A 25861-nucleotide genomic window follows, 5' to 3' on the forward strand; every position below is an offset into this window, starting at 1 on the left:
TCGGTCAGATCAGGCGGCCGTCTCGGGGCCACTCGTAGTCCCCGTCGGGGCAGTACCGGACGCCTTCGTGCTCGCGGAGGGGCGTCCCCCCGAACGGGCAGGCCTGCGGGGGCTGGGCTTGCTCGGCTCGTCGTTCGTCGGCGGCTTCTCGGGCGATGTCTCGGAGCTGCTCCCAGGCCACGACTCCTCCTCCTCCGGCTCGACCCTGGCCGTGGCGACGTCGTCGTCGACGGCGTGGCCGCCGGCGGGCGTGGTGCCGGGCTCGCCGGTCAGCGCGCCGGTGACGCTGTCGACGTCGTCCGGGTCGACCAGCTCGAACTCGATGTCGTACGGGCCGAGCTTGCCGCGCGCCCGCAGCGCGTCGGCGGGTGACACGAACCCGCGGGCTGTCGCGTCCGTGAACCCGCCGACGCGGCTGATCTTCGCCATGGTCAGGCCGCCGCCACCACGGTGGCGCCGGCGGTGAGCGGCACCCACGTGCAGAACCACTGGATGACGCCGTCGGCGCCGGCGCCGACAACGTCGGACTCGATCTCGCCGGTCGTGACCATGATGGGTCCGAGCGGGAGACCGCCCTTGACGAGGTTCGTCGCGGGCACGAGGGTGTTCGCGGTCACGCCGATAGTCGTTCCGGCGGCCGTGTCCGTGGTGCCGAGGTCGGTGGCCGTCGCGATGACGACGGTGTCGCCGGTCGTCGGGTCGGTCTGCAGGTTGATGGTGTTCGCCCCGGCGAGGGCTGTTGTCACCTTGCCCCACAGCGCCGTGATGAGCACCTCGCCGCCGGCCACGGTGAAGATCTGGTGCACCGCGGCGCCGGCGAGCGTGCTGGTCTTGCCCTGCAGGTACTTGCCGAGCGCGATCTCGCGCAGCTGCGTGCCCTGGATGATGGTCGACATGTGTCAGACCCCCAGTGCAGGCAGGTTGACGGGGCTCCGCTGGACGTCGAGGTCGTGGGTGATGGCCACGACCGTGCCCGTCGAGCTGGACGAGACCCGCAGGTAGTCGAACCCGTCCGACAGCTCGGTGCCCGACACGTGGATCACTGCGACCGGGAGCGCCGTGGTGGTGGTGACCACGCCGCCGGCGGCGATCTCCACGAGCGACCAGGTGGTAGCGCCGGCGGCCGCCGAGTTGGCGTAGTAACGAGTGATGGTCGACAGGGTCACGGCGCCGGAGCCGGCGGCGTCGGTGGCCTGCGCGAGTGTGAATGTCTCGGCGTTGCCGCCGACGCACAGGAACGTGATGGCCGAGCAGTCACGCATGTTGACCTCGACCGCGTCGGCGGTCGGGATGATGTTGAAGAGCCGCCCAAGGGCTTCCATCGTGGTGCCTTCCTTCTCGGGGTGTGAATGCCGGTTGCGGAACTGGCCCGGGCCGGGGCGTTACTGCCGGCCCGGGCTGGCTCGGGTCAGGCCCTGGCGGCGATCTTGACGAACGGGCTCAGGGTGTTCGTGCCCTTGTTGGGCGTGATCGCGGACTGGACCCAGGGGCGGCCGTCGACGCGCTCGATGAACCGGATCGCGGTCTGGTCGTTCTGGAACTTGTAGTGGGGCGAGGTGTTCGCCTGGATGGCCTGCCGGTCGCCCAGGAGGTAGTAGCCGAGGTCGACGAAGTTGATGTCTCCGGCGTCGCCGATGGTCTCGGCCTTCTCGGTGAACAGGACCGGGCGCCCGAGGATGGTCATCGGCGGGCCCTCGGTGCCGTTGTTCAGCCAGATCGCGGAGCCACCGGTGCCGACGGACAGCGCCATGGTGGCGAGCTCGGGGAAGGTGTCGATGTGCGCGATCCACACCGCGCGGCCCAGCGAGGTGGGCAGCATGCGGGAGTACATCTTGACGATGTTCTCCCACACGATGGTGTCCGCGCCCTGGCCGCCCTCAGCGGCGATCGACACCGCGGCGGGCGCGTTGAGGAAGCCGAGCGGCTCGCCGACGCCGGTCCCGCGCATGAACGCGATGTCCTCGAACCAGGCGATCGCCTCGGGGAAGATCTCGTTGATGAACGTCTCGAGGCTGATGATGCTGTCGGTGAACAGCTCGTTCGGGACCTCGGAGTAGGCCGTCAGTTTCTTCGCCTCGAGCTTGACCCGCCCGAACTTCGCAGAGGTGTCGGACAGCGTGCCGGACTCCTCGGTCCAGAACGCGGTCACGCCGCCGTAGACGTTGGACGCGTGCGAGGTGGAGTCGATGGTCGGGAACGGGACCGTGAGGGTCTCCATCGGGACCACGCGGGCACGAGGCCGCACGATCGCGGTCTCCAGGGCGACGCGCAGGAGCTCGCTGCGCAGCGACTCCGGGATGAGGAAGCCGCCGTCGGACGGGACCGTGGAGCCGAACGCGTTGCGGATCGCGTCGAGCTTGCCGCGCTTGGCCTGGGCGTCGTCGCTGCGGTTGCCGTGGAAGATCGTCGAGAGGAAGTCGCGGTTGCTGTCCACGATCCGCTCGGCGTCGATCTTCGCGCCGGGCGCGGTCTTGGAGTAGAGACCCTGGCCCTTGGTGTTGACCGGGGCGTTGGGGTCCAGGTTGAGCCGCTGGACCTTCGCGTCCGGGGTCTCCTTGAGCCACTGGGTCAGGACGCGCTGCGTCTCCTCCTTGACCTGGATGGCGATGTTGCCGTCCTTGGCCATCGTGGCCCGGGCGTAGTTGCCGATGTACTCCTTGAAGCTCGACGGGTCGGCGAACACCTTCTGCATCCTGGCCGAGTCGCCGAGCATGGCCTCCAGCTCGTCGGCCGTGGTCGGGATCGCGATCTTGGTCGTCACGACGTCATTCCTTCCTTGATGGCCGCCCGGAAGGCGTCCGGGTCGAACTGGAATCCCGGCTGCTTGCCGGGGGTCGGTGGGGCCGGCGCCTGGGCGCGGCCGGCGTACACGAAACGGGAGAACGCCGCGGCGAACCTCGCGGCCGGGGCGACGTCGTCGTCCTCGTCGACGTCGGCGTCCTCGTCGGCGGGCTCGGCCGGCGGGTCGTCCTCGCCCGGCTCGGCGGGCTCGACCGGCTCAGCCGGCGGGTCGTCGCCCTCGTCGCCCTCGTCGGGGTCGGGCGGGTCCTTGGGGCCGGACACGGCTTCGTCGGCGAGGCCGGCATCGGCGGCCTCGCTCGCGGAGTACCAGGTCTCGGCGCGCATCAGGTCGCGCCAGTCGTCCGCCTTGCCGCCGGCGCGGTCGGCGTAGATCCCGGCGATCGTGTCGGAGATGCGGCTCAGGAGCGTCGCCATCTCCTCCATGTCGGCGGCGTTCCCGTAAGAGAACCCGATCGCGTCGTGGATCATGAGCTGGCTGCCGCGGTTCATCTTCACGTTGTCGCCGGCCATGGCGATGAAGCTGGCCGCCGACGCAGCGAGGCCGTCGACGACAACGTTGACGGTGGCGGGGTGGTCGGCCAGGGCGTTCATGATCGCCAGCCCGTCGAACACGTCGCCGCCCGGGCTGTTCACGTGCAGCTCGATGACGCTCGCGTCGATCGCCAGGAGCTCGTCGACGAAGTCCTGAGCGGTGGTGCCCCAGAATCCGATCTCGTCCATGAGGTCGATCCGGGTGGTGTCCGTCTCGGCGTTGGCCACGACACGGATCCGGGCGGCGGACGCCGGGCGGGAGCGTTCGTCGCGGGCTCGCAGGTGCTGCCAGACATCAGTGACGAGACGGGCCGGCACTCCCGGATGAGAATTCGGCCTCTTGGGCATCCGCCACTCCCTCGCCTGCGTTACTGGCCGTAACTTTGCTAACGGGCCGTAGCCTACATGCGTGGATGCACGATGGGCATGCATCGGGGCCATGGCATTCCGTTCGTGCATCCACACGGTGATGACGGCGCGAGGGGCAGGTGAGCGGTATGGCGGCACGGCGCAGGACACCGTCGGTGCTCAACGCGCTGCACACGGCGCTGCGCGCCCGCACGCCGGCCGACGCGGACGCCGCGGCGGTAGCCCTGGCCAAGCGATACGCCTTGGAGCTCGACGACTCCGCGCCGATCTCCAAGGCCCTGGTCAAGATCTTGCGCCGGCTCGAGCAGGAGGGCCGGCACGACGAGTACGACGAGCTGCTCGACCTGGCTGTGCGGATCGAGGAGGTCCACGTCGCCGCCGTGGTCGGGCCGAAGTTGCTGGCCGCGCTCGAGTCCCTCCAGCTCACGCCGAAGGCGCGCGGGGGCGTGCTGCAGGGAGGGGGTACCCCGAATGCTGACGCTGGCACAGCTGCCCTCGACGAACTCCGAAATCGTCGGGCGAACCGAGCCACGGCTGTGGACTCGCCCTCTTAGGCCTCTGACCCCGGGCACGTCGTACGGGTTCGACGTCATTGACTTCGCGCGCGACGTGCTGGGTCACCCGCTGGACCCGTGGCAGGAGTGGGTCGTCATCCACCTGGGCGAGCTGCTCGAGGACGGCCGGCCCCGGTTCCGCAAGGCCCTGGTGCTGGTCGCCCGGCAGAACGGCAAGACCGAGCTGCTGGTCGTGCTCACGCTGTTCTGGATCTTCGTCGACCGGGTCGGCACGGTGCTGGGCACCAGCACGAAGCTGGACTACGCGGCGGAGTCCTGGCGCAAGGCGTGCAAGCTCGCGCGCCGCGTGCCGGCGCTGAACGCCGAGATCCCGAAGCGGGGCGGGATCCGCAAGGCGAACGGGGAGCAGGTCCTGTGGCGCGCCGACGCCGAGGAGCACGCCCTGGAGGACGGGTCGCGGTACAAGATCGCGGCGTCCAACGAGGAGGGCGGGCGGTCCCTGACGATCGACCGGCTCGTCCTGGACGAGCTGCGCCAGCACCACGACTATTCCGCGTGGGACGCGTCCGAGCCAGCGACCTCCGCGATCCCGGACGCGCAGATCATCGGCATCTCCAACGCCGGCTCGAGCAAGTCCGTCGTGCTGAACGATCTGCGCGACGACGCGGTGCAGTACATCGAGACCGGCGAGGGCGACCCGCGCCTGGGCCTGTTCGAGTACAGCGCGCCGGACGGCTCGAGCCCGGTCGACCCGGAGGCGCTGGCGCAGGCGAACCCGAACGCGAACCGGCGGATCCCGATGGAGGACCTGCTGACCGAGGGCGCGGCGGCGATGCGGATCGGCGGGAAGAAGCTGGCCGGCTTCAAGACGGAGAAGATGTGCATGCGCGCCTCGGTCATGGACCCGGCGGTCGACATGGAGACCTGGGCCCGGCCCTACGACCCGCTGCAGCGCATCCCGCTGGGCATCCGCCACCCGGACGTCAAGGCCGGCTGCCTCCAGGCGGGCAACCTCGAGGCCCTCCGCTCGCGCGTGGCACTGGTCGTCGACGTCGCCGAGGACAGCCAGCACGCCACGCTGTACGCCGCGGCGGTCCAGGACGACGGGCGGGTGCGGATCGACCCGGTCGCCGCGTGGACGGGCCCGGGCTGCACCAAGGAGCTCCAGGCCGACCTGCCCGGCTGGGTCAAGAAGGTCAAGCCGCGCAAGGTCGGGTGGTTCCCGGGCGGCCCCGCGGCCTCCGTGGCCGCGAGCCTGCGCAAGCGGGAGTCCTGGGCGCCGCGCGGAGTCGTCGTGGAGGAGATCAGCCGGGACACGGCCGCCGTGTGCATGGGATTCGCCGAGCAGGTCACCACCGGCCAGGTCGCCCAGGGCGGCGACCCGCTCCTGAACAAGCAGCTCGGCACCGCCGAGAAGCAGTTCACCGGCAAACGGTGGGTGTTCGCCCTGGGCGGCGCCCACGTCGACGCCGTCTACGCCGCCGCGGGCGCGGTCCACCTCGCCCGCACACTGCCCCCGCCTACCGCACCACGACTGAGGATGATGCCCCCGTGATCCGCAAGCTCGCCCCCTACATACCCCTGATCCTCGGCATCCTCGGCCTGGTCTTCCTCGTCCTCGCGGCGTGGACCATCAACCGCGCCGAGCTCGGTACCACCCTGGGCCTAGCAGCCGCGGGGATCGCGTTCCTCATCCTCGAGTGGAGGGTCTCACCATGAAGTCGATCATCGGCGGCCTCGCCGGCGGCATCACCAACAAGTCGCCCGACATGCTGGGCCGGGCCGGGCGCCGGCTGAGCGTGCCCTGGGCCGGCACCAACAACGCCGAGGCTCAGATGCGGGCTATGGGGCAGGTCGGCACGCTGTTCTCGATCGTGAACCGGACCTCCAACGCGACCAGCGCGGTGGACTGGAGGCTGTGGCGCCCGAGCGTCGACGGCCGCCGGCGGTTCGGGCCGGACCACGGCGACCGGACCGAGGTCACCAAGCACGCCGCCCTGGACCTGCTGAACAACCCGAACCCCTTCATGAGCCGGCAGAAGCTGTTCGAGCACGTCCAGCAGCACGTCGACCTGGTCGGCGAGGGCTACATCTGCGTCTACCGGGACCCCCGATCGCCGCTTCCGCTCGAGCTGTGGCCGGTGCGGCCCGACCGGATGACGCCGATCCCCGGCGGTGACTTCCTGTCCGGGTACATCTACACGGCGATGACCGGGGAGCAGGTGCCGCTCGGGCTGGATGAGGTGATCCCGCTGATGATGCCGAACCCCTTGGATCCCTACCGCGGTCTGGGGCCCGTGCAGGCGGCCATGGTCGACCTCGACTCAGCCCGGTACTCGGCCGAGTGGAACCGGAATTTCTTCGTGAACTCCGCCGAGCCCGGCGGGATCATCGAGGTACCGGACCGGCTCGACGACGAGGCGTTCAACGAGCTCACGACCCGCTGGCGCGAGCAGCACCAGGGCGTGGCCCAGGCGCACCGTGTCGCGGTCCTGGAGCAGGGCACGTGGAAAGACCGCTCGATGTCGCAGAAGGACATGCAGTTCGTCGAGCTGCGCAACCTGTCGCGCGAGGTCCTGCGTGAGGCCTTCGGGATCCACGGGCACATGCTCGGCAACAGCCAGGACGTCAACAAGGCCAACGCCGAGGCCGGCGAGATCTCGTTCGCGCGGTGGCTGGTCAGGCCCCGGGTCGAGCGGTTCAAGCAGGCGCTCAACCACCGGCTCCTGCCGATGTTCGAGGCCGAGGGCCTCGAGTTCGACCACGACCGGGTCGTGCCCGAGGACCGCGAGGCCGACGACCGCGAGCGGACGTCCAAGACCGGCGCCGCCAAGACGCTGATCGACGCCGGCTTCGACCCTGCCGAGACGCTCGCGGCGCTCGAGCTGCCCGAGATCACGTACGTCGGGCAGCCGGCGGCCGCCGGCGCGTGAGGCCCCGTCGCGCGCGGCGCCCCGTCTCCCTCGCGGAGGCGGGGTAGTCGGCGCGCACGGGGGTTCAGCGGCGCTCGATCCTGTCCACGAGCAGGTAGAGGCCCCACACGAGGCACCACATCCCGAAGCCGAACGGCGCGAGTGCGGCGTACCGCCCGTCGCCCTCGGGCCAGAGCCACGCGAACATGGTGGCGACGCCGATCAGCGCGACGCCGCACGACAGGGGCAGTGCGGCCCTGCCGGACGGACGCTCAGGCATGCTGAAAGGCCACACTGACGACCTCAGCGCTCGACCACTCGGGGAAGTGTGTGCGGTCCGCCTCGGCCTCCATGGCCACGATCTCGGGGGCGATGACCTTCAGGAGCTCGCGCTGCGCGGCGAGGCGCTCCGTCATCCTCGTGGTGGGCATCCCGCGGCCGTCGTACCGGCCCGCGTTGGCGACGATGAAGGCCGCGTGGTTGAGCTGGGTCCGGTTGCGGTCCCGCAGGTCCCACAGCAGCTCTGTGCGCGTGTGTGAGGCGTCCGAGCCGTAGTAGACGGCGAGCACCGCCTCAAACTCGGCGGTCATGACTGCCTCACCACGACGGTCACGGCGTAGTCGGCCTTCGGCACGATGATCATCCCGTCCTTGAACTCGGCAGCGTCCTCGGTCAGCCGGCTCACGCGCCCGATGATCTGCAGGTCGTCGACGCCGGGGGTGCTGAGCGAGATGCGGTCGCCGACGCGCACGTCGGCCCACGTCGCGCCGGGGACGGTGAGCCAGATAGCCATGGGGAGCATCATTCCGTGTACCGGGCGAAACGGCTAGCGCCAGCGTGGTCCGATCTATCCGGACGACGGGAGCAATCTATGAAACTTTCTGCCATATCACCCCACTGTGAAACTTTCAGACATCGTGTTGGAAACTTTTACCACGCGATATTCTGTGAAACTTTCACACATTTTCACGAATTCACCCCCTGAGGGGAGAGATACGGAGAAGACTGCGGTCCCTACCCTGTTTTTTGGTGAGGTAATATCTGAGTTGGTATCTGTTGGCGTCAGTTGTCTATACCTATCGTGAAAGTATTTATCGGACGTGTTGAGAAAGTTCTTTTCATGATCTTCTGCCCGGTTTTCATGGCCCCTTCGATGGCATTAGTTTTCATGATTTATGAAAGTATTCTTCACGCTGGGTCTACCCCGTAGCCCTGAGGACTGCGGTGCTCGTGGACGTGGCCACACGTGCAGCGGTGCAGGTTGGGCAACAGGGCCGGCAGCCGCACGGCGCACGTGCATCCGTCGTTGGGGTGCTGGTGGTTGCGGGCCAGGTTCGGGCACCCGGCGTCGGTGCCGTCGTGCGTGTGCCGGTCATGGCGGTGGCTGCCTGCCTCGCAGGAGGCGCACATCGTCACCAGCTGGTGGCCGACAACGGGGTCGGGTCGGCGATCGCGACCGGCCCCGCGTCCTTGCCCGCGCGCTCGAACCACTTGCGGATGGACCACTCGGTCAGCCCGACGGCGTGGCCACGCTGTCGGGCGCGCTGCAGCAGGACGTCCAGGGGCGGGGTGAGGACGACGACGTCGGCGCCGAATCGCTTGGCCCACGCCTGGCGCTCGGTGTCCTCGGGCAGGCCCCGGATGATCCACACGTCGTGGTCGGCCGGCGGGTCCTGCTCCACCTGGTCGAGCCGGCGCTCGTACTCCGCGGCGATCCGGGCGTACATGGCCTTGGGGTGATGGTGCTGCTTGGGTGAGCCGAGCTCGACGGCGATCGCGTCCCAGTCGATGACGACGTCGCCCGGCTTGCTGTGCTCCTCGATGTGGTGGTTCTTGCCCGCGCACGGCGGGCCGCAGACGATCGTGATGGTCAACGGGTCACCAGACCGCGACGGCATCATCCAGCGGCGGCCCACCAGGCAGGCAGGCCGTGAGTGCGAACGTCCATACCCACGAGCTGTCGTCCACGTACAGGCGCGGGAAGTCCCAGATGTCCTGGTGGTCGGCGTCCACAAAGCGGACCCGATCGAGGGGCCAGCCCGGCATCTGAACCTCGAGCGTGCGCTGGTCGCCGGTCTTGACCGTGTACGCGTAGCGGCCCTCGCCGTAGTCCTCTTCGGCGTGGCGCGCGACCTCGGTAATGGCGACACCGAGGTCGCGCAGACCGGCGGCGAACGCTTCCATGTTCGCGGTCGCGTTCTCCTCCGTGGCGTCGAGCACGGGCCCGGAGCCGGGGTTGATGTGGATGCTCATGGTCACCATTCTGTGGCAGGGGTCGGGTCAGGGTCGGTCAGGCCGCTGAGCGGAGCCCCGCCCTGGTTGCACCTGGTGTGGCTGGGGCCCAGGTAGCGCCGGCGTGTGGGGTCGGTGGGGTCGTGGTCGAGCTGCCAGCCGTCGCCGAGCTCTCGCGGGTCGGTGAGGATCAGCACGCCGCACCGTGCGCACGGGACCTTGCCGGCGTCGACGGCCGGCTTCCACCAGGCGCGCAGCTTCTGGTGGTCGGCTCCGTAGCCGCGGGCCGTCGTGCCGCCGGGCTTACCGCCCGGCGTTCGATCCATGTACTTCGGCCATGGTCATCTCCAGCTGCGCGATCTCCAGGTTCTCGACCAGGTCCTCGAACTGGCCCGTTGACCACGACGCGGACGTCTCGGCCCAGATGACGCGGTCGTCCGCCGTGATCGAGTGGCCGTAGAGCTGCTTGCCGCGCGACACGAGCACGACGTCGCGCGAGTGCGGCGAGAGGCCGTTGACGCGCGCGAGCGTGCTCGCCTGCAGGAGGGTCGGCGCGAGGACGTACGTGCGGGCGGCAGGGCTCTCGTCGTTGCTCATGCGCTCACCCTATGCTCACTGCCCGCTTACTCGAAAGCCCATCCACAGGGTATCCGTGCAGGTCAGAGTCTTAATCCACTGGCCGAAAACACCCGCTCATGTAAAGCGGGTGTCGTGTTTGCGGGGCCTCGCATCGACGCATATCGATGCACGCCAGTCGCGCGGCGGCACGCCTCGGTAGTACGAGCGTTCGAGGAAGAACGGGTTCATTGGCGGGGTCCGACGGTGACGACGGTCAGCGGGCCGCCCTCGACGAGCCCGGGCGACGCGCTGCGGGCGGCGAAGCCCGGGGATGTGCGGTCGCGGCGGCGGATCCACGTGGGCAGCGCGTCGCCCGGCTTGGTGCCGTCGTTCGTCCACTCGTCGCCGGACGATGTCCGGACGATGGTTCCCTCGGGTGCGGCGTCGAGCCACTCGGTGATGGCGCCTCCGATGTCGTCGACGACGTCGCCCGGGTTGAACGGCCACGGATCGGCCGTACCGAGCCCGCCGGCGGCCGCCGGCGGGTCAGCATGGGTCCTCACCTCGAGCTGCTCGCCCTCGTGTTCGCCGACGAGGACCAGGCGGCTCGGGTCCACCGGACCGCCCTTGGCCCGCTCCTGGCGGTACCTGGCGTCCTCGAGGGCAATGACCTGCTCGGTCTCGTCGTATGCGCCGCCGCGCAGGGTTGGCGCAGCGGGACGGGGACGGTACGGCCAGGTGACGGACATCCGTGTTCCCGGGGCGGTCAGCCCGAGCAGGACGTTGCGGTCCGCGTCCTCCAGGCGGATGCGGGCGGTCAGGGGCGCGCCGGCGTCGACCGCGCGGGCTACGAACGCGGCGAGCTCGTCCATCGGTACGCCCCGGCCGGCCCACGTCTCGGCGTAAGTGCTGGCAGTGGGATCAGTCGTCGTCATCAGTGCTCTCCTGGGGGATCTCGATGGTGAATACGCCGTCCGTCGGCGGGTTGTCGGGGTCGAGGCCGAACGCCCTGCAGGGACAGCCGTGGCCGTCCCACATCGGGCACAGCTCCTGGCCGCAGTCAGCCACGGGCGGCCTCCTCGCCCGTGATGAGTGCCAGGACGCGGGCCGGGTCGACGTCGGCCCAGACCTTGCGGGTCGCGGTGGCGAGAGCGTCTGGGCCCTTGGTGAAGTCGGGGTGCCGGTAGGCGAGGGCGGCGACGGCGTGCCGGACCGCGTTGATGGCGCTGTAGGTCGCCTGGCCGGCCACAGCGTCGGGGCTGCACGCGTGGGGGCACTTGCCCGCCTCGTGCTCCTCGAGGGCCTCGACGGTGTGCGGCGCGTGCCGGGCCGCAGCCATGCGCGAGACGGACGAGTCAGCGGCCAGTGCGACGTAGCAGGCCTCCACGGTGCGCTCGGTCACCATGGCCGCCCACGCCGAGCCGGTCGCGGGGTCCGTCGCACGCTTGCCGTAGCGCCGGCTGCTCGCGCCGGGCTGGCAGCGCGCCAGCGTCTCCCACATCCAGTCCATGACCACGGGCAGGGTGGCCCGGGTGACGGCGTGGTAGATGCCGTTCAGGGCGTCGTCGACCAGGTCAGCCACCAGGTGCCTCCCTACCTTGGGCGAAGTCCCAGACGGCCTGCACACACGGGTTGCAGAGCGTGAGCTCGCTGAACATGGAGTCGACGCGCTCCGACGCGGTCTCGGCGTGCCACCCGTGGTCCCTCACTCGGGTAAGGCGCAGGACGTAACGGCGGGCGACCTCGGTACGTAGGCCGAGGAAGTAGGCGACCCGGTAGTGGAACCGCGTCGCGCGGAAGCCGAGGTTCTGCCCGCAACGGGTGCAGGGGATCGAGTCAGGCACGGGGCGCCTTCTCGACGCCGTGGCCGGTGCCGCAGACCGTGCACACCATGACCCGTCCCGGGCCGTGGGCGTCGAGCCCGCGGACGCACGCGAGGCAGCGCTGGGCGCAACGCACGCAGCACCCGTACGGGCCCTGAGCGTCCGCGTACGTGCGCCAGAGGTGATCGCACCCGTCGCCGGCCGGGGCGTTCAGCAGCCCACCACAGGCAGCGAGCGCCTCGTGGTAGGTCAGCGGGTGAGCCGGCGGTGTTGGCCCCTTGGCCGTGGCGGGCGGGCGGGCGGCGCGGGCGCGGAGCCAGTCGCCGACGTGCTGCCCGTTGGCAATCCGCTCCTGGACGCGGTCGGCGCGTCGTGGTGCGTTCGCCCACTCGCCACGCTGCCAGTCGTCGGCCGCCTGCTGGAGCACCGTGGCACCGTACTCGTGCAACAGCGCCTCGACGAACACGTCGGCCTGGTCGTTGGTGGCCTGCCGGTACTTCACGAACTCGGCACGATCCGACGTGGCCGGGTGGGTGAAGTCCATGTACAGGTCGCCGAGCTGGCTGACGATGGTGCGGGCGATCGGGTCGGTCACGAGCTACTTCCGAGGATCGGGGCGCGGTGTGGGTTGTGCCCGCGTGCGCGCTCCGGGAGGTCCTTGGGAGCACGGCCCAGGATCACGGCGGCGCCGGCGCCCACGTTCGCGCCGGCGTCCCACGCCTGCTCCTGAGCCCCGGGCAGCGCGGCCGCGAGGGCGTGGCGGGCCATGGCGCGGGTGTCGGCCACCATCTGCGGCAGGTCCCACAGCTCGTTCGCGGCGCGCTCGACCGCTACGTCCCAGTGCGGCCATCCGAGTTCGGGAGCGGGCGTGTCGTACTCCCAGATCGCTCGAGCGGCCTTCTCGACGAACTCGGCCGGTACCTCGTCGGGGGTCATTGGCCGGCTCCGAGGACCATGGTCCGGACGGCGGCGGCCTTCTGGAGTGCAGCGCGCTGAGCGCCGACGTAGTGAGCGAAGGAGCTCCGGCGTGTCTTCGGCTCGAACGCCCTGGGGTCGATCGCCCGCGCGAGCTCCTCGACGTCGAGCGCGGCAGACACTGCGTCGCGGGCGAGCTCGGGCATCGTGGCGCCGAACAGCTGCCCGGTCATGCCGGGCAGCTGCGCGGGACGTAGCTCGATGCCGATGGATCGTCGGATCCTGTCCTCGAGCGCGGAGACGGCGCGGCCGATCGGTGTCGCCCTGGGATCGATCGTCAGGTTGTCGGCCGAATCGCCGCCGATGATCTCGTCGCGGTGGGCGACGACGCCCTGGTGGCCGCCGAGCATCACGTCACGGACGACGGCGACGGCGAGGCTGTGCTCCTCGCACGGGATCGGCCCTTGGTACGCGGCCCGCCCGGTGTACTCGCACAGCTGCAGCGCGATCTCCGCGCTGTCGAACGCTGCAGCGAGCGCCGCGGCGGCAAGTGCCTCGGCCGCTGCGTGTCCGTGTACCTCGTGGGGCAGGTCGGTCCAGGCGGTGTGCAGTGCCTCGGCCGCGCGTCGGAGCGCCGGCGTTGCCTCTGTCGTCGTGGGGATCGGCTCGGGGTCGGTCGGGGTCGGGTCCTTCATGTGGTGGCTCCTTCGAGGCTCTGGTGGTGGTTCTGGTGGGCTCGGTGGGCGGCGGCCGCGGTGCGGTCGGCGTCGGCCCACTGTCGGTCTAGGCGGCGGCGTTCGGGCATCGTGAGCAGGACGGCCCGGTCGACGGCGACGAGGACCCGCGCGGCTGGCGCGCGCCACGTCTCGACGGTGTCTTCGGTGGAGCGGACGAGGTCGCCGACGGGCTCGACCTGGTAGAGGTCGCCGCGGCCGTAGAGCGATGCGTAGTAGCGGGCGTACATGCGGTGGGGTGTGAGGTAGACCTGGTCGGCGTGGCCGGCGTTCCCGTCCAGGGTGGGCGGCAGGACGGCCCTCGCGGCGCACCAGGCGCACCCGTCGTGTGTCTTGCGGGTGTGGCCGGGCTCGATCAGGTCGCCGGGGCGCAGGCCGGGGACGCCGCCGTGGAACAGGCGCGGGGCGGTCATCGGCGCCACCGGGTCGTGAGCTCGGTCATGCACTGTGGGCAGATCTCGCCGTCGTCGCCGCTGTACCAGCCCAGCGGGTACCCGGTCAGGGCTTGGATCGGGTTGTAGTCGTAGGGGTCCTGAAGGCCGCGCTCACGCCCGCAGGAGCCGCACGTCGGGGGTATCAGCGCGAACGGCTCCCTGGGTGCCTCCGCGGCCACCACGTGTGTGGCCGGGGGTGCCTGGACGGTCGCGGCGGGCATCTCCCACAGGTGCAGCGTGGTGGGGTGCACGTCGACCCACTCCGCGCGGGGCGGGAGCAGTGCGGCCATGTGCGCCCGGTCGGGCAGGAACCGGTACCGGGCGTCCTTCAGCTCGTCCCACGACGGCAGGCGCCGGGCTGCCCCAGGGTGTGGCTGGAACGACACGCTCAGGTGCCAGCCCGTCGGCTCGTGGCTGACGATCGCGTGCAGTTCGCCGTCCAGGACCCTCGCCTCGTAACCGCGCATGCCGGCGAGGGTGGGGACCTCGCGCAGGCGGGTCCAGAGGATGCCCTGCGCGGCGCCCACGCTCGTACCGGGGCCGGACGGGATCACTGGGCCTCCCCCACGATCGAGGCACGCAGGACGACGGCCTGGTGCACGAGCAGCGCGAAGTCGACGGACGATCGCCGGCCAGGGTGGGCCGGCTCCATGAACTCGTCGCAGCCCGTGCAGGCGTACCCCCACTGCTCGACGTCGGGCTGCTCCATGTACGGGCCGAGCTGGTGCTTCTCCAGCACCTGCGCGATCTCCTCGACGACGAGCCCGGCAGCGAGCGCCTCCGTGGCGGTCGGGACGAAGGTGTCCCAGCCGTCCTCGGGGACCATGGACAGGGCCTGTGCGGCCCGGCGGATGGCCGGGGTGACGTCGGGGGCGGTCATGACTGCACCGACTCGTGTGAGGTGCCTCTGGCGGATGCCCAGCCGGCCACGAACGCGTGGTAGATCTTCAGGTCGGGGGTTGAGCCGTAGTGCTTCCGGTAGTCGGACCACTCGCAGGCCATGTCGGCCTGGTCCTGGGTCATCTCGCGGTACGCCTCGACGAGATCCCAGCCGTCAGAGACGCTGGCGTAGACGTTCTTCACCTGGCCGAACCACGGCATCGCGACGGTCAGGGGCGCGGTCGGGCTGGCGGGTCCGGTGATGGTCACGCCGTCCTTGCGCAGTACGAGCGTGCATTGCTCGTCGACCTCGTGGCGCGGGACCGCGACGTGCACCAGCTCGGCGGCGGTCATCGTGACCCCGCGATGTGCTCGATGGTCAGCGGCCCGTACCCCTGGCGGCCGTCGATGATCTGGTGGATCGGCCAGATGGCGCCGTCGGTCATGTTCTCCCAGCAGCCGTCACGGCGGCGGGTCTTGACCCACACGTTGCCGTCGTCGTCGATTGCGCGGCTGTTCGAACGCAGCTCGCGCAGGCGGACCGAGCGGCCCACGTTCATGGTCAGCTCGTCGATCACGTCGCCGACCTGGATCGGGGGCGCGGTGTGGTGGCAGGTGCCGAACGGCTGTTCGCACCTGTCGCAGCGGGCGGGGGGCTGGACGCTCAACTCTCGGTCTCCTCGTTCGTGGTGGTCGTGCTCTGGTCGGCCTCGGTGTCGAGCTCCGCCGCGGAGACCCCCATTGCTGCCAGGACCGCGGCGCGCGGGTACCGGCGGTGGCCGCCGAGGGTGAGGATGAACGGCAGCTTGCCCGCCTTCGCCCACCGGGTCACGGTCTTCGGGTCCACCCGGAACTCCCGGGCCACCTCGGTCGGCGTCATCAGCTGGACGGGGGGTAGCGCGTTCGTGGTCATGTCCTGTTTTCCTTTTTGTCCGGTCGGGGTCTTTTTTTGGTGGTGCGCCGGGCGGGGGTCGAACCCGCGTGGTGCTGCCTCTTCCGGTGAGGCTCCGGCACGGTCCTGCTACAGGCCTGCCTGGTCGACGCCGTACTCGGCCTCGTCCTGGCTGAAGCCCTCGTACAGCAGCTGGTCGATCAGCCCTGCACGGGAGAACCCGCCCATCTCCACGTAGGAGGCAGCACTGATGGCCGCCTGCTCGCGCCAGTCGACGGACACGCTCGCGACGGCATGCTCGGCGTCCGCGGCCGTGAAGCCCTCGTAGGCGAGCTGCTCGAGCAGACCGGTCCGGGAGAACCCGCCCATCAGCAGGTAGGACTCGGCCGAGATGCGGGCCTGCTCCTGCGCCACGGTCTCGGCCGGCTCGTCGGCCGACTGCTCAGCGGGCTCCTCGGCGGGCTCCTCGGTTTCCGGCTCCGGGGCGGGCGCCGGCTGCTCGAGGTCGACGGACGCGCTGACCTCGGGCACGGTCTCGGTCTCGGCCAGGACGTCGGCCGTGGCGATGGTGATCACGAGCGCGACGGGGATGGTGACGAGCCCGAGGATGATGCCGAACCAGGCGCGGATGACCCCGACCTGGACCTTCCTGGCCCTGCCGAGGGCGACGCCGCCCAGGACGGCGGCGGCGACCGCGATGATCATCGACAGGATGTTCACGAACGGGATGAAGGCGCCGACGGCGGCGAGGATCCCGAGGACCAGAGCGGCCGTTGCGACGCCGTTGGTGGGCTTCGGCGGGGCGGTGAACGACGCCAAGGGGGTGTTGTAGGTCATGCCATCTCCAGGTTTCGTGCCGCCGTCAGGAGACGGCGGCGGTGGTAGGGGTCGGTGGTGAATGCGGCCTGGGCGACCGCGGTCTCCAGTGCGTGGACCGCCGGCCAGTCGTGCCGGCCGCGGTCGAGCTCGGCGCGGAACCGGGCGAGGTCCAGCGCGAGGGCGGGGCGCAGCTCCGGGCGGTCGGCCGAAGGGCCGATCACGATCGGGCGGGCCTCGAGCGGCGCGAGCCACGTCAGGCCGGGCGGGTGCGCACGGTCCGGGGCGGGCACCGTGGCGGGCCCGACGACGACGTCGGGCAGCACCAGGTACGCGCCCGGGCACACGTGCCCGTGGTCCATGTCGTAGCGGGTGTGGCACCGCGGGCAGTGAGCGGGGCCGCAGCGGATCTTCACGGCGCCTCCTTCGGCGCGGTCGGTGATGGTGCCGGCGACGGCGACCTGGTCGACCGCGGGGGCGGGTCCGTGCCGAGACACGCGGCCTTGGCGGCGAGGTAGTCGGGCGTGAGCTCGTCGAGCTCGGCCCAGATGGCGTTCAGCTCGGCCTCGTAGCCGGCGAACTCGCTCTGCCCGCGCGTGGCACGGAGGTGGACGACGCCGACGGCGTCGTCGTACGCGGCCAGAGCATCCTCCGCGGCGGTGAAGGCCTCGGAGCACTTGGGCGGGGCCTGGACGGTCGCCACGGCCAGCACGTACCCGCCGGCGGCGAACCCGAGGCCTAGGAGGCCTCCGACGAGCCAGGAGGTCACGGAGCGCATCAGAGCCCCATCTCGTACGCCAGGGGGCCTAGCACGGGCAGAACGAGGACGAGCAGCGCGATCACGGTCAGGACGTTCAGGAGGGCCCGTGCAGGGCGCATCACGCGGGTCGTGGCGGGCAACCGCCGGCCCGCGCCCATGAGGAGACGCGGACCGGCGGCGGCGCTGACGACAGCGCACCCGAGGGGGGTGCCAGGGAAGCTCGAGATCCCTGTGTGGAGGGTAGCAGCGGGGCGCTTCACAGGTGGATCCACCTGTCGATAGTGATGCCGCCGGCGGAGCCGATGACGATGGCGAGCAGGTACTTCAGGACCATGCGGAGCTCGGCGCGTCGCTCAGCTCGAGCGCGACGGTTCTCACGGGCGCGGGTCGTCATGAGGTGATCACCTCGCGGGTGTCGCCGCTCATGAGCCGGCGGATGCGGCCCAGGAGCTCGGTGAGGGCCAGGAACGCGAACTCCGGGCCGCGGTGGGCCGCGGCGTGCGAGGCCTCGTTGAGCGCCTGCGCCGCCGGGTCGTCGTCAGGCCCCGCGAGGAGGAAGCCGCAGCCCAGGCGGACCAGCTCGGCGGCGGTCTTCGCGAACTCGGGCACGTCGTCGGGCGGCATGAAGGACACCAGCTCCACCTCGACCGTGCTGGACCTGTCGACGTCGGCCGCCTCGAGCGTGAGCGCGGCGGACCGGACCGCCAGGGCGCCGAGCAGCCGGGCGAAGGTGGAGCATGTGGCGGGCAGCGAGTCCAGGATCCGGAACACGTCTGCGTCCGCGACTGGCTGGGCCAGCTTCTCGAGCACCCGCCCGATGACGTCGAGGATCTCGACGTTGCTCAGCTCATGTGTGCAGCTCATGCGCGGATCACTCCCCTGGTGTCGCCGTCGATCAGCCGGCGGATGTGGCCGAGGATCTCGCCGAGCACGAGGAACGTGTGCTGCGGGCCCCGTGCGACGGCGGTGGTGACCGCGGCGTCGAGGCTGCTGGCCGCCTCCATCTCGGCGGCGGCGCCCTCGGCGAGGAGGAAGTTGCAGCCCAGGCCGAGCAGGGTGGCCCCGGTCTTGGCGTGGTCGGACATGTCGTCGGCTGGCAGGGCGTACTGCGGGCGCACGCGTCCGGTCATGTTCCTGGGGTCGACGCCGGCGGCCTCGAGGGTCATCTGGCCGGCCCGGGACGAAAGGACGGTCAGCACCTTGATGAGGGTGTCGGAGGTCAGGGGCAGCGACTCCAGGATCGCGATCAGCATCGGGTCCCGGTCGGGCTGCCTCAGTACCTCGAGGAGGTCACCGACGGTGGCCACGACCTGCTCGTTGGTCATCTTGGCCGTCATGACGTGGCCGCCTCCTGGTAGATCGCGTGCGCCCGGCTCCTGGAGATCCCGACCCGGCGGGCGATCTCGTTGAAGCTGGGCTGCGGGGTCTCGGCGCGCAGCTCGCGGATCTGCGCCGCGAGCGCCAGGCGGTCGGGGGTGCGCGGGCGGTGGCGGCGCGTCTGCGTGCGTGCGTGCCGGCGGGCGGCGACCGCGCGGGCGGCGTCGAGGCTGACGACGGCGGTGATGGCGGGGATCGAGCCGGTGGTCGGCGACGTCACGGTGGGGATGGAGCCGGTCGTCGGCGCTGTGGTGGTCGGCGCCGTGGTGGCCGTGGTCGTGTCCGCGGCCGCCACGGTGTCGGTGCGTCGTATGGGCGCGGTGAGCAGCTGCGCGATGGTGTGGGAGGCGAGCAGCATCGCGAGGGGTGCGAGGCCGACGACGGCGGTCCCGACGATGCGCTGGATCTCCGTGGAGGGCTCCCAGCCGTGGAGGGTGTTGCCGAGGGTGGACACGGCGACCATGAGCACCAGCGCGAACCAGGACAGTGCGGTGGACTCGCGGCGGGCGCGCTGGACGAGCCAGGCGAGGGTGTAGCACAGGACGGCGGCGTCGATCATGACGGGCACGAGCCACGCGAGCTGGATGGGCACGCGGCCCCAGGTGGCGACGTCGCGCAGGCCGTGGAACGACAGGACGAACGACGCGGCGGCGATGAGGATGCCGAACAGGACGGTCAGGACGACGATCGCGAGGTGGTCGGCGTTGAGCCGGCGGGGGGCGGTCATGTGTTTGCTCCAGGCTTGAGGGGGGCGGTGCGGCGGTCTCGGAGGCCGATGAGGAAGAAGCCGGCGGCCTCGAGCGAGAAGCCGTGGTTCTCGGTCAGCTCGGCGTAGACCGCGGCGTCGTGCTCGGCTGCTTCGGCGGCCTGCAGCCAGCCGAGGGCCATCTGCCGTACCTCGTCGGGCGGGAGGTCTCCCTGGACGCGTGTCCCGTCGTCGAGGGTGGCGTCGACGCGGCAGAAGCCCGCGCCGTCGCGCAGGGACACGCCAGAGGAGACGTCGATGCCGACCAGGCCGGCGCTCACTGGAGGGCCTCGAGGCCGGCGAGGACCTGGCGCAGGATGCTGATGCGTTCCTCGGTGCTGGCGGCGCCGCCCATGTGCGCGTTCCCGACGTCGGCGTCGGTGACCAGGACGACGAGACGGATGCCGGTCACGTCGAACGCGCGGACCTCGCTGCCGGCGGCGAAGCCGAGCGACACCTTGACGCTGTCGGGGATCACCGTGGTGGGGCCGTCGAAGATCCGGGGCTCGTAGGCGGCGGGTGCGCCGAAGTCGCGGTAGTCACGGCCGCAGGCCTGGCAGGCCTGGCCCACGGGCAGCGCCGCCCCGGAGTGGCAGGTGGTGCAGGACGACGTGTCGGGCAGGAAGTCGCCCCGGTCGTGCAGCTCGGGGTTCGGGATCACCTTGGGGTTCGGGTACGTCATGGGTCTCGGTCTCTTTCCGGTGGGTCGTGGGCCGCGAGCGCCGCGTAGTCGTAGGCGGGCGGTCGGAGGTTGGCGAGTGCTCGGTAGGTCAGCCGGCACAGGGGGCAGATGGGCTCGCCCGCGCGGGTGTGCCGTGTGCTGTCGGCGCCGTGATCGCACGTGTGTTCGGTTCGCATACCTCCCAGAGTAGGACGAGAGGTCTAGGTGAGCCCGAACCGACCCTGTTGTTCAGGGCCGCTTTTCCGGTGCGCGTCTGCCCCGGGCTTGCCGCCCGCCGGCGGGTCACTGGATGACCCCGCGCGCTCGCATGAGAGCGACGAAGTGCGGGTCCCCCTGGGGACCTCGTGCCATGAGGGTCTTGGCGAGCACGGCACGGGCGCCCTGAGCGTCGGTGACGCCGGACGGGTCCATGAGGACCACGGGACTGTCCCCGCGCGCCGCAGGCGCCTCCTGTGAGCGCGGCGCAGCCGCTCCTGAGAGGGCCTGAGAGGCGAGAAGATCCTCTGAGCGGAGAGACGGGCCTCCGGACCCTCCCGCTAGGGGGGTGGGGTAGTCGCTCAGTGCCACATGTTCTGACCTGGGCTTTCGCAACTTTCCGCGTGTTTGATTCATGAGGCGGGTGCGGACGTACTTGGTCTTGATGGACCGGATCCGCTCGAGTGTCGCGGCCCGGTAGTCGCGGGTGCGCTCGTCGTTGATCGGGCGGGCGAGCAGGACGAGCTCGACCAGGCGCGTGCGGACGATGCGGAACCAGCCCGGGCGGCCCTGCCGGCGTGACGCGCTCTCGATCGTGATCCCGCCGCGCGTCCACTCGATCAGGCCGAGGTCCTCGAGCATGTGCAGGCAGCGCGCGGTCCACTTCAGGGACAGACCGGCGCGCATCGCGACCTCGAACGCGGTCGCGCGGCCGGCGCCCGAGCCGTACGGGAGCGTGGCCACGAGGGCATGCAGCGTGGAGCGCACGCCCTGCATGGACCGGCCGCTCAGCTCGCCCCAGCCGGAGTTCGCGAGCGAGGTCATCAGGTCGCGGGTCTGCCAGAAGTGCTTGGGGGCAGGAGGCGCCGCGTCCCAGGGCTTGCCGTATGTCTTCGGCCTGCCGGGCGGTCGCCTCGACTTGGTGCGGGGCATGGTGCGGGTTCCCTCCAATCGTCGTCTTGTGGGCGCGCCGGATAACCCGCTCCCAGTCGTCGCGAGACGCGGGGCGGGGGTGGAGCGCCTGGAGGCCGGCCGCCCCCCTGCGGCGGCCGGCCCCGGTCAGCTGGTTACGGCGTGGGCGGCGTCGACGTCGACGCTGAGATCCCGACGCGTCTCGATCAGCGCGCCGTCATTGGGGTGCTGCTGGACCCGTAGGTCGTCGAGCCGCTGCTGGACGCGTACGTCCTCCAGCGGCTCGAACAGCGAGAGCTCGAGGTCGTCGCCGTCGTCGTCGACGGGCGCCAGGATGGACGACAGGTCCATCTCGAGCGTGACCGCCGCGGCTTCGATCTCGTTCAGGCGCCAGGGGATCTGCCCACTGGCGCGTTCGGACAGGGACGGCTGGGACATGCCCAGCTGTTCGGCCGCACGGCGCTGCGAGAGCCCCAGCTCACCCATGCGGGCCTCGATGTTCCGCCGTGCGCGGTCAGCGAGCGATCCGCGTGGAACAGCAGCGTGGCGTGCGGTCGTAACTGACATGAGTGTCATTTGATCGCAAATTTCGATCGCTGTCCATCGGACTGCGATCCGACGAGGGGGTGATCTTTGCGGAGACGCCAGCCGTCCATGGCGCGCGATCGAGTTTCTCGATATCGTGGCAGCCATGACGACACAGGAGCTGGTGAAGGACGCGTTGCCGGCGTACCAGGCGCCGACGACCTACAGCGAGGTCATCCGCGACGAGGTAAAGGCGGAGTGCGGGAGGCGCGGCATCAGCCAGCGGCAGCTGGCGCGCGTGATGGGCCTGACGCAGCCGACCATCTCAGACAGGTGGCGCGGGCGGATCGCCTGGACCCTGGACGAAGTAGAGCGCCTCGAGCGAGTCCTTGGACTCGATCGAGGCGCTCTGTTGTTCCGGTGCGCCCGAAGGGATTCGAACCCCCAACCTTCTGATCCGTAGTCAGATGCTCTATCCGTTGAGCTACGGGCGCTGGTCGTACTACTTGCTAGCTGCCTGCCGTTCGCACGGCCGACCGACGAGAACATTACCGCCTGTTCGGCGCGGGCCCAAACTCAAACCCACGATTCCCGAGGAGAACTCCGTCACAGCCCTCCGGAGGGTTCGGTCCGCGAACTGAACCGACGTTCCGAAGCCTCCCACAGAAAAGGCCCCGGGCGTCACGCGCGGCCGGGACCTTCCTGGCGGAGACGGAGGGATTTGAACCCTCGAACGGGTTGCCCCGTTACCACCTTAGCAGGGTGGCGCACTAGACCTGACTATGCGACGTCTCCTCGCGGCGGCCCTGCTCAGGCAGGGCCATGCCGCGCGGCCCAGGCTACCTGGCGTACGGCGAACTGAGCAAAGCGGAGGAGCCGACGGCGCCCCGATCGGCCCCGCATCGCCGTCATCCCGCCAATTTTTTCATGTGAACACGTTGCCTGCCGAGGCATGTGGAGCGCCCGGACGGGCCCTCGTCACCACGGAACACGCGTATTTCACGCTGCCTCAATAGCGAGTACATTCGCGGACATGGACTACGACGTCTTGGTGATCGGGTCGGGCTTCGGTGGCAGTGTGGCCGCCCTCCGCCTCACCGAAAAGGGCTACCGCGTGGGTGTGCTCGAGGCCGGCCGGAGGTTCGAGGACCACGAGTTCGCCCAGAACTCCTGGCACCTCAAGCAGTTCCTGTGGGCGCCGGCGCTGGGCTGCTACGGGATCCAGCGCGTGCGCCTGCTGCGCAACGTGCTCTGCCTGACAGGCGCAGGCGTGGGCGGTGGCTCCCTGGTCTACGCCAACACGCTCTACCGTCCGCTCGACCCGTTCTACGCCGACCCTGCGTGGTCCCACATCACCGACTGGAAGACCGAGCTCGCGCCGTACTACGACCAGGCGGAGCGCATGCTCGGCGTCGTCAGGTATCACGGCCGGTCGCCCGCCGACGAGATCATCCGGGGCGTCGCCGAGGACATGGGCGTCGGCCACACCTTCCGCCCCACCCGTGTAGGCGTGTACTTCGGGCCCGGCGGCGCCGAAGCCCCGTCCCCGGGGCAGTCCGCCCCAGACCCGTTCTTCGGCGGCGCCGGCCCGGAACGCACGGGCTGCACCGAGTGCGGCGAGTGCATGACCGGCTGTCGCCACGGTGCCAAGAACACCCTGGTCAAGAACTACCTCTACCTCGCAGAGAGCGCGGGCGCCGAGGTGCACCCGCTCACCACTGCCGACGGCGTCCGCCAGCTGCCCGACGGCAGCTACGAGATACGCACCCACCGCACCGGCAAGAAGTGGGCGGGCAAGCGCACCTTCACCGCGCGGCAGGTGGTCCTCGGAGCCGGCACGCTCGGCACGCAGCGCCTCCTGCACGCCATGAAGGACTCCGGCACGCTGCCGCGGCTGTCGGAGCGGCTCGGGCACCTCACGCGGACCAACTCCGAGGCGCTGCTCGGCGCGATGACGCACAAGGTGGGCGCCACGGACTACTCACGCGGCGTCGCGATCACGTCGTCGTTCTACCCGAACGAGAGCACTCACATCGAACCCGTGCGCTACGGCCACGGCTCCAACGTCATGGCCGCGCTGCAGCACATCCTCGTCGACGGCGGGCCGTTCCGGTTCACCCGCTGGATCGGCGAGCTGGGCAAGAACCTGAAGTGGCTGCCCGTGCTGATGGACTGGCGCCGCTGGTCCGAGCGGACGGTCATCGCGCTGGTCATGCAGGCCCACGACAACTCCCTGGTCACGCTCACCAGGCGTTCGCCGTTCGGCCGGTTCATGACGTCGAGGCAGGGCACCGGTGCGCCCAACCCGAGCTGGATCCCCGAAGGGCACGAGGCCGTACGCCGCATGGCCGACAAGCTGGGCGGCGGCGACGTCGAGGGCATCGCCGGCGGCACCATCGGCGACCCGTTCAACATCCCGCTGACCGCGCACATCCTCGGCGGCTGCGCGATCGGGTCGGACGCCGGGAGCGGCGTCGTCGACCCGTATCTGCGCGTGTTCGGTCACGAGGGTCTGCACGTCATGGACGGCTCCGCGGTGACCGCCAACCTGGGGGTCAACCCCTCGCTCACCATCACCGCCCAGGCCGAGCGCGCGTGCGCGCTGTGGCCCAACGCAGGCGAGCCGGACGCCCGTCCGGCCCTGGGGGCGGCCTACGTCCCCGTGAAGCCGGTACGCCCCGCCTCCCCGGTCGTGCCCGAGGCGGCGCCGGCGGCACTGCGCCTGCCGATCGTGGGCATCAGCTAGCGCAGCTCCTCACGAGCCCGCGCACAAAAAAATGACGCGGGACACCGTTGATCGGTGTCCCGCGTCATACAGGCGGAGGGCGAGGGATTCGAACCCCCGGTGGGTTGCCCCACAACAGTTTTCAAGACTGTCACATTAGGCCACTCTGTCAGCCCTCCACGTACAGTCTACCCGCTCTGAGCAGGTGGAACGGCACGGCAAGCGGTCTGCGTCCGACAGGACAGCGACGGCGGGCCGCCCTCAGGGTGGCCCGCCGTCCGCGAAGTGCTGGGGAGTGCCTCAGCCCTGCGCCTGCGCACCGGATCGGAGCTGACGCATCGCGAGCTGGACCAGCGCGATCAGCGTCTGCTTGGTCGCCGCCCGGGAGCGTGCGTCCGTGTACAGCATCGGCACGTGCGAGGGGATCTGCAGAGCCTCCCGCACGTCCTCGAGCCGGTGCTTGGCCACGCCGTCGAAGCAGTTCACGCCCACGACGAACGGGATGTTGCGCGACTCGAAGTAGTCGATCGCCGGGAAGCACTGCTCCAGACGGTCGGTGTCGACCAGGACGACCGCACCGATCGCGCCGCGCACCAGGTCGTCCCACATGAAGAGGAAGCGGTCCTGGCCCGGGGTGCCGAACAGGTACAGCCACAGGTTGCCCGGGAGCTCGACACGGCCGAAGTCCATGGCCACCGTGGTGGTGGTCTTGCGGTCGGTGACGCCACCGGCGTCGTCGACGCCCACCGAGTGCTCGGTCATGGCTGCTTCGGTGTTCAGCGGTTCGACGTCGGAGATCGAGCCGATGAACGTCGTCTTGCCGACGGCGAAGCCACCGGCGACGACGATCTTGACGACCGTGGGCGCGGTGCGCTCGGCCGCGGGCTGAGCACCGGGAGCGGTCTGCGCGCCGGCGTTGCCGGCCGGAGCCTGCTGCATCACCGGCGGGGCAGGCTGCGCCTGCGCCGGACGGGAGGCCTGTGCGGTAGGCGCCGGAGCACCGCCGCCACCACCCAGCACGCTCTGGCGCGCAGGCGTGCTCGAGGAAGCGGTCGCAGTGCCGGCGTTACCCGACACCGGGGCCCAGTTGGGACCGCTGCGGGCCCCGCCGTCAGAGGGCGGAAATGCCATTCAGAACACTCTCCAAGACGCTCAGCGACAGGCCCGAGTTCGAGCTGCCGTGGCCTGTGTGGACGTTAACCGGTGTCGAGGTGTGTACGGTCACGTGCCCTTCCTCCTGCATGTCCGCCACAAGAATCCGGACGACACCAAGGGGCAGCCGCAGAAGGGCCGAGAGCTCGGCGATCGACACATAAGTGTGCGCGGCGTGCTGGAGGATCGCGCGTTTCTCGGGTGGCAACCCAAAACTGCTTACAGCGCCTGGCAATACCTCAACGAGGGCCTCAAGCGGCAGGTCGGAGAGCTCCGACCGTACCCGGCCTCCGGTGACCGCGTAGGGGCGCACGGTGGACGTCTCACGGACGTCCCCCTGCCCCTGGGAACCGAAAGGTGCGTACGTCATGGTCGA

44 protein-coding genes and 4 tRNA genes are annotated in these 25861 nt (G+C 70.3%); 6 read left to right on the forward strand and 42 right to left on the reverse strand.

Annotated features, from left to right (window positions below; translation table 11 throughout):
• Positions 1-9 precede the first annotated feature (9 nt).
• The 5 genes from AB0F70_RS14915 to AB0F70_RS14935 form a co-directional block, all read right to left on the reverse strand.
• Positions 10-429: a hypothetical protein gene (locus AB0F70_RS14915; protein ID WP_357449270.1), complete on the reverse strand. Its 420-nt coding sequence runs from the start codon at positions 427-429 to the stop codon at positions 10-12.
• Between the two features lie 2 nt (positions 430-431).
• A complete protein-coding gene (locus AB0F70_RS14920) occupies positions 432-896 on the reverse strand; it encodes a hypothetical protein (RefSeq protein ID WP_357449272.1) in 465 nt (154 codons plus the stop codon).
• A 3-nt stretch (positions 897-899) separates the two neighbouring features.
• On the reverse strand, positions 900-1322 hold the full coding sequence (locus AB0F70_RS14925; RefSeq protein ID WP_357449274.1) for a hypothetical protein: 423 nt from the start codon (positions 1320-1322) through the stop codon (positions 900-902).
• Positions 1323-1408: 86 nt separating this feature from the next.
• Positions 1409-2761: a phage major capsid protein gene (locus tag AB0F70_RS14930; RefSeq protein ID WP_357449276.1), complete on the reverse strand. Its 1353-nt coding sequence runs from the start codon at positions 2759-2761 to the stop codon at positions 1409-1411.
• Positions 2758-3651, reverse strand: coding sequence for a head maturation protease, ClpP-related (locus AB0F70_RS14935; protein ID WP_357449278.1), 894 nt, complete (start codon positions 3649-3651; stop codon positions 2758-2760). The genes AB0F70_RS14930 and AB0F70_RS14935 overlap by 4 nt, the downstream gene beginning before the upstream one ends.
• A 179-nt stretch (positions 3652-3830) precedes the next feature.
• Here AB0F70_RS14935 and AB0F70_RS14940 point away from each other — a divergent pair, with 179 nt between their 5' ends.
• From AB0F70_RS14940 to AB0F70_RS14955, 4 genes are read left to right on the forward strand one after another with little or no spacing between them, the layout of a single operon-like run.
• Positions 3831-4256, forward strand: coding sequence for a hypothetical protein (locus tag AB0F70_RS14940; protein ID WP_357449280.1), 426 nt, complete (start codon positions 3831-3833; stop codon positions 4254-4256).
• Between the two features lie 55 nt (positions 4257-4311).
• A complete protein-coding gene (locus AB0F70_RS14945; protein ID WP_357449282.1) occupies positions 4312-5772 on the forward strand; it encodes a hypothetical protein in 1461 nt (486 codons plus the stop codon).
• Positions 5769-5936, forward strand: a complete 168-nt coding sequence (locus tag AB0F70_RS14950) for a hypothetical protein (protein ID WP_357449284.1) — start codon at positions 5769-5771, stop codon at positions 5934-5936. Before AB0F70_RS14945 ends, AB0F70_RS14950 begins: the two co-directional genes overlap by 4 nt.
• Positions 5933-7150 carry a phage portal protein gene (locus AB0F70_RS14955; RefSeq protein WP_357449286.1) on the forward strand — a complete coding sequence of 406 codons (1218 nt, stop codon included), beginning with the start codon at positions 5933-5935 and terminating at the stop codon, positions 7148-7150. The genes AB0F70_RS14950 and AB0F70_RS14955 overlap by 4 nt, the downstream gene beginning before the upstream one ends.
• Positions 7151-7214: 64 nt before the next feature.
• Here the strand turns inward: AB0F70_RS14955 and AB0F70_RS14960 are convergent, their stop codons facing one another.
• The 32 genes from AB0F70_RS14960 to AB0F70_RS15115 all read right to left on the reverse strand — a co-directional run bounded on the left by AB0F70_RS14960 (position 7215) and on the right by AB0F70_RS15115 (position 21650).
• A complete protein-coding gene (locus tag AB0F70_RS14960) occupies positions 7215-7409 on the reverse strand; it encodes a hypothetical protein (RefSeq protein WP_357449288.1) in 195 nt (64 codons plus the stop codon).
• Entirely contained in the window at positions 7402-7719 is a 318-nt protein-coding gene (locus AB0F70_RS14965; protein ID WP_357449289.1) for a hypothetical protein, read from the reverse strand. Before AB0F70_RS14965 ends, AB0F70_RS14960 begins: the two co-directional genes overlap by 8 nt.
• Positions 7716-7922, reverse strand: a complete 207-nt coding sequence (locus AB0F70_RS14970) for a hypothetical protein (protein WP_357449291.1) — start codon at positions 7920-7922, stop codon at positions 7716-7718. The genes AB0F70_RS14965 and AB0F70_RS14970 overlap by 4 nt, the downstream gene beginning before the upstream one ends.
• A gap of 619 nt (positions 7923-8541) precedes the next feature.
• A complete protein-coding gene (locus AB0F70_RS14975) occupies positions 8542-9003 on the reverse strand; it encodes an AAA family ATPase (protein WP_357449293.1) in 462 nt (153 codons plus the stop codon).
• A 4-nt stretch (positions 9004-9007) separates the two neighbouring features.
• The gene (locus AB0F70_RS14980; protein ID WP_357449295.1) at positions 9008-9382 is read right to left on the reverse strand and encodes a hypothetical protein; all 375 of its coding nucleotides are present in this window, start codon (positions 9380-9382) and stop codon (positions 9008-9010) included.
• A gap of 2 nt (positions 9383-9384) precedes the next feature.
• Positions 9385-9687, reverse strand: a complete 303-nt coding sequence (locus tag AB0F70_RS14985; protein WP_357449297.1) for a hypothetical protein — start codon at positions 9685-9687, stop codon at positions 9385-9387.
• A complete protein-coding gene (locus AB0F70_RS14990) occupies positions 9665-9958 on the reverse strand; it encodes a hypothetical protein (protein ID WP_357449299.1) in 294 nt (97 codons plus the stop codon). Before AB0F70_RS14990 ends, AB0F70_RS14985 begins: the two co-directional genes overlap by 23 nt.
• A gap of 206 nt (positions 9959-10164) precedes the next feature.
• On the reverse strand, positions 10165-10854 hold the full coding sequence (locus AB0F70_RS14995; protein WP_357449301.1) for a hypothetical protein: 690 nt from the start codon (positions 10852-10854) through the stop codon (positions 10165-10167).
• On the reverse strand, positions 10841-10987 hold the full coding sequence (locus AB0F70_RS15000; protein WP_357449303.1) for a hypothetical protein: 147 nt from the start codon (positions 10985-10987) through the stop codon (positions 10841-10843). The genes AB0F70_RS14995 and AB0F70_RS15000 overlap by 14 nt, the downstream gene beginning before the upstream one ends.
• Positions 10980-11501: a hypothetical protein gene (locus AB0F70_RS15005; protein WP_357449305.1), complete on the reverse strand. Its 522-nt coding sequence runs from the start codon at positions 11499-11501 to the stop codon at positions 10980-10982. Before AB0F70_RS15005 ends, AB0F70_RS15000 begins: the two co-directional genes overlap by 8 nt.
• A complete protein-coding gene (locus AB0F70_RS15010; protein WP_357449307.1) occupies positions 11494-11763 on the reverse strand; it encodes a hypothetical protein in 270 nt (89 codons plus the stop codon). Before AB0F70_RS15010 ends, AB0F70_RS15005 begins: the two co-directional genes overlap by 8 nt.
• Positions 11756-12337, reverse strand: a complete 582-nt coding sequence (locus AB0F70_RS15015) for a hypothetical protein (RefSeq protein ID WP_357449309.1) — start codon at positions 12335-12337, stop codon at positions 11756-11758. Before AB0F70_RS15015 ends, AB0F70_RS15010 begins: the two co-directional genes overlap by 8 nt.
• Positions 12334-12678, reverse strand: a complete 345-nt coding sequence (locus AB0F70_RS15020) for a hypothetical protein (RefSeq protein ID WP_357449311.1) — start codon at positions 12676-12678, stop codon at positions 12334-12336. Before AB0F70_RS15020 ends, AB0F70_RS15015 begins: the two co-directional genes overlap by 4 nt.
• Complete coding sequence (locus tag AB0F70_RS15025; RefSeq protein ID WP_357449313.1) at positions 12675-13352, reverse strand: hypothetical protein; 678 nt, start codon at positions 13350-13352, stop codon at positions 12675-12677. The genes AB0F70_RS15020 and AB0F70_RS15025 overlap by 4 nt, the downstream gene beginning before the upstream one ends.
• Positions 13349-13804, reverse strand: a complete 456-nt coding sequence (locus AB0F70_RS15030) for a hypothetical protein (RefSeq protein ID WP_357449315.1) — start codon at positions 13802-13804, stop codon at positions 13349-13351. Before AB0F70_RS15030 ends, AB0F70_RS15025 begins: the two co-directional genes overlap by 4 nt.
• The gene (locus AB0F70_RS15035) at positions 13801-14379 is read right to left on the reverse strand and encodes a hypothetical protein (protein WP_357449317.1); all 579 of its coding nucleotides are present in this window, start codon (positions 14377-14379) and stop codon (positions 13801-13803) included. The genes AB0F70_RS15030 and AB0F70_RS15035 overlap by 4 nt, the downstream gene beginning before the upstream one ends.
• On the reverse strand, positions 14376-14705 hold the full coding sequence (locus tag AB0F70_RS15040; protein WP_357449319.1) for a hypothetical protein: 330 nt from the start codon (positions 14703-14705) through the stop codon (positions 14376-14378). Before AB0F70_RS15040 ends, AB0F70_RS15035 begins: the two co-directional genes overlap by 4 nt.
• Complete coding sequence (locus AB0F70_RS15045; RefSeq protein ID WP_357449321.1) at positions 14702-15058, reverse strand: hypothetical protein; 357 nt, start codon at positions 15056-15058, stop codon at positions 14702-14704. Before AB0F70_RS15045 ends, AB0F70_RS15040 begins: the two co-directional genes overlap by 4 nt.
• Entirely contained in the window at positions 15055-15372 is a 318-nt protein-coding gene (locus AB0F70_RS15050; RefSeq protein WP_357449323.1) for a hypothetical protein, read from the reverse strand. Before AB0F70_RS15050 ends, AB0F70_RS15045 begins: the two co-directional genes overlap by 4 nt.
• Positions 15369-15617 (reverse strand): BldC family transcriptional regulator, encoded by a 249-nt coding sequence (locus AB0F70_RS15055; protein WP_357449325.1) that lies wholly within the window; start codon positions 15615-15617, stop codon positions 15369-15371. The genes AB0F70_RS15050 and AB0F70_RS15055 overlap by 4 nt, the downstream gene beginning before the upstream one ends.
• Positions 15618-15657: 40 nt before the next feature.
• Positions 15658-15718, reverse strand: a tRNA-OTHER gene (locus tag AB0F70_RS15060).
• A gap of 7 nt (positions 15719-15725) precedes the next feature.
• Positions 15726-16433, reverse strand: coding sequence for an Ltp family lipoprotein (locus tag AB0F70_RS15065; protein ID WP_357449327.1), 708 nt, complete (start codon positions 16431-16433; stop codon positions 15726-15728).
• Complete coding sequence (locus tag AB0F70_RS15070) at positions 16430-16828, reverse strand: hypothetical protein (RefSeq protein ID WP_357449329.1); 399 nt, start codon at positions 16826-16828, stop codon at positions 16430-16432. Before AB0F70_RS15070 ends, AB0F70_RS15065 begins: the two co-directional genes overlap by 4 nt.
• Entirely contained in the window at positions 16825-17190 is a 366-nt protein-coding gene (locus tag AB0F70_RS15075; RefSeq protein WP_357449331.1) for a hypothetical protein, read from the reverse strand. The genes AB0F70_RS15070 and AB0F70_RS15075 overlap by 4 nt, the downstream gene beginning before the upstream one ends.
• Positions 17191-17428: 238 nt before the next feature.
• Complete coding sequence (locus AB0F70_RS15080) at positions 17429-17566, reverse strand: hypothetical protein (RefSeq protein WP_357449332.1); 138 nt, start codon at positions 17564-17566, stop codon at positions 17429-17431.
• Complete coding sequence (locus AB0F70_RS15085; RefSeq protein ID WP_357449334.1) at positions 17563-18036, reverse strand: hypothetical protein; 474 nt, start codon at positions 18034-18036, stop codon at positions 17563-17565. Before AB0F70_RS15085 ends, AB0F70_RS15080 begins: the two co-directional genes overlap by 4 nt.
• Complete coding sequence (locus AB0F70_RS15090) at positions 18033-18509, reverse strand: hypothetical protein (RefSeq protein WP_357449336.1); 477 nt, start codon at positions 18507-18509, stop codon at positions 18033-18035. Before AB0F70_RS15090 ends, AB0F70_RS15085 begins: the two co-directional genes overlap by 4 nt.
• Positions 18506-19276 carry a DUF2637 domain-containing protein gene (locus AB0F70_RS15095; RefSeq protein ID WP_357449338.1) on the reverse strand — a complete coding sequence of 257 codons (771 nt, stop codon included), beginning with the start codon at positions 19274-19276 and terminating at the stop codon, positions 18506-18508. Before AB0F70_RS15095 ends, AB0F70_RS15090 begins: the two co-directional genes overlap by 4 nt.
• Positions 19273-19575, reverse strand: coding sequence for a hypothetical protein (locus AB0F70_RS15100; RefSeq protein ID WP_357449340.1), 303 nt, complete (start codon positions 19573-19575; stop codon positions 19273-19275). Before AB0F70_RS15100 ends, AB0F70_RS15095 begins: the two co-directional genes overlap by 4 nt.
• The gene (locus tag AB0F70_RS15105; RefSeq protein ID WP_357449342.1) at positions 19572-19976 is read right to left on the reverse strand and encodes a hypothetical protein; all 405 of its coding nucleotides are present in this window, start codon (positions 19974-19976) and stop codon (positions 19572-19574) included. Before AB0F70_RS15105 ends, AB0F70_RS15100 begins: the two co-directional genes overlap by 4 nt.
• A gap of 282 nt (positions 19977-20258) precedes the next feature.
• Positions 20259-21104, reverse strand: coding sequence for a hypothetical protein (locus tag AB0F70_RS15110; RefSeq protein WP_357449344.1), 846 nt, complete (start codon positions 21102-21104; stop codon positions 20259-20261).
• Positions 21105-21230: 126 nt separating this feature from the next.
• A complete protein-coding gene (locus tag AB0F70_RS15115; protein WP_357449346.1) occupies positions 21231-21650 on the reverse strand; it encodes a helix-turn-helix transcriptional regulator in 420 nt (139 codons plus the stop codon).
• A 124-nt stretch (positions 21651-21774) separates the two neighbouring features.
• Here AB0F70_RS15115 and AB0F70_RS15120 point away from each other — a divergent pair, with 124 nt between their 5' ends.
• On the forward strand, positions 21775-22071 hold the full coding sequence (locus AB0F70_RS15120) for a helix-turn-helix domain-containing protein (RefSeq protein ID WP_357449568.1): 297 nt from the start codon (positions 21775-21777) through the stop codon (positions 22069-22071).
• Here AB0F70_RS15120 and AB0F70_RS15125 read toward each other — a convergent pair.
• Together AB0F70_RS15125 and AB0F70_RS15130 are read right to left on the reverse strand one after the other, a co-directional pair.
• Positions 22030-22102: transfer RNA gene (locus AB0F70_RS15125), tRNA-Arg, on the reverse strand. The two genes, AB0F70_RS15120 and AB0F70_RS15125, sit on opposite strands and share 42 nt — an antisense overlap.
• Before the next feature lie 209 nt (positions 22103-22311).
• Positions 22312-22403 (reverse strand) — tRNA-Ser (locus AB0F70_RS15130).
• A 238-nt stretch (positions 22404-22641) separates the two neighbouring features.
• Between AB0F70_RS15130 and AB0F70_RS15135 the strand changes: the two genes are divergently transcribed.
• Positions 22642-24354 carry a GMC family oxidoreductase gene (locus AB0F70_RS15135; RefSeq protein ID WP_357449348.1) on the forward strand — a complete coding sequence of 571 codons (1713 nt, stop codon included), beginning with the start codon at positions 22642-22644 and terminating at the stop codon, positions 24352-24354.
• 73 nt (positions 24355-24427) lie between these two features.
• Here the strand turns inward: AB0F70_RS15135 and AB0F70_RS15140 are convergent.
• From AB0F70_RS15140 to AB0F70_RS15150, 3 genes are all read right to left on the reverse strand, one after another.
• Positions 24428-24512: transfer RNA gene (locus tag AB0F70_RS15140), tRNA-Ser, on the reverse strand.
• A gap of 121 nt (positions 24513-24633) precedes the next feature.
• On the reverse strand, positions 24634-25353 hold the full coding sequence (locus tag AB0F70_RS15145; RefSeq protein WP_357449571.1) for an ATP/GTP-binding protein: 720 nt from the start codon (positions 25351-25353) through the stop codon (positions 24634-24636).
• 91 nt (positions 25354-25444) lie between these two features.
• On the reverse strand, positions 25445-25855 hold the full coding sequence (locus AB0F70_RS15150) for a DUF742 domain-containing protein (RefSeq protein ID WP_020017526.1): 411 nt from the start codon (positions 25853-25855) through the stop codon (positions 25445-25447).
• Positions 25856-25861 lie beyond the last annotated feature (6 nt).

This window comes from Promicromonospora sp. NPDC023805 (assembly GCF_040639635.1).
GTDB lineage: Bacteria > Actinomycetota > Actinomycetes > Actinomycetales > Cellulomonadaceae > Promicromonospora.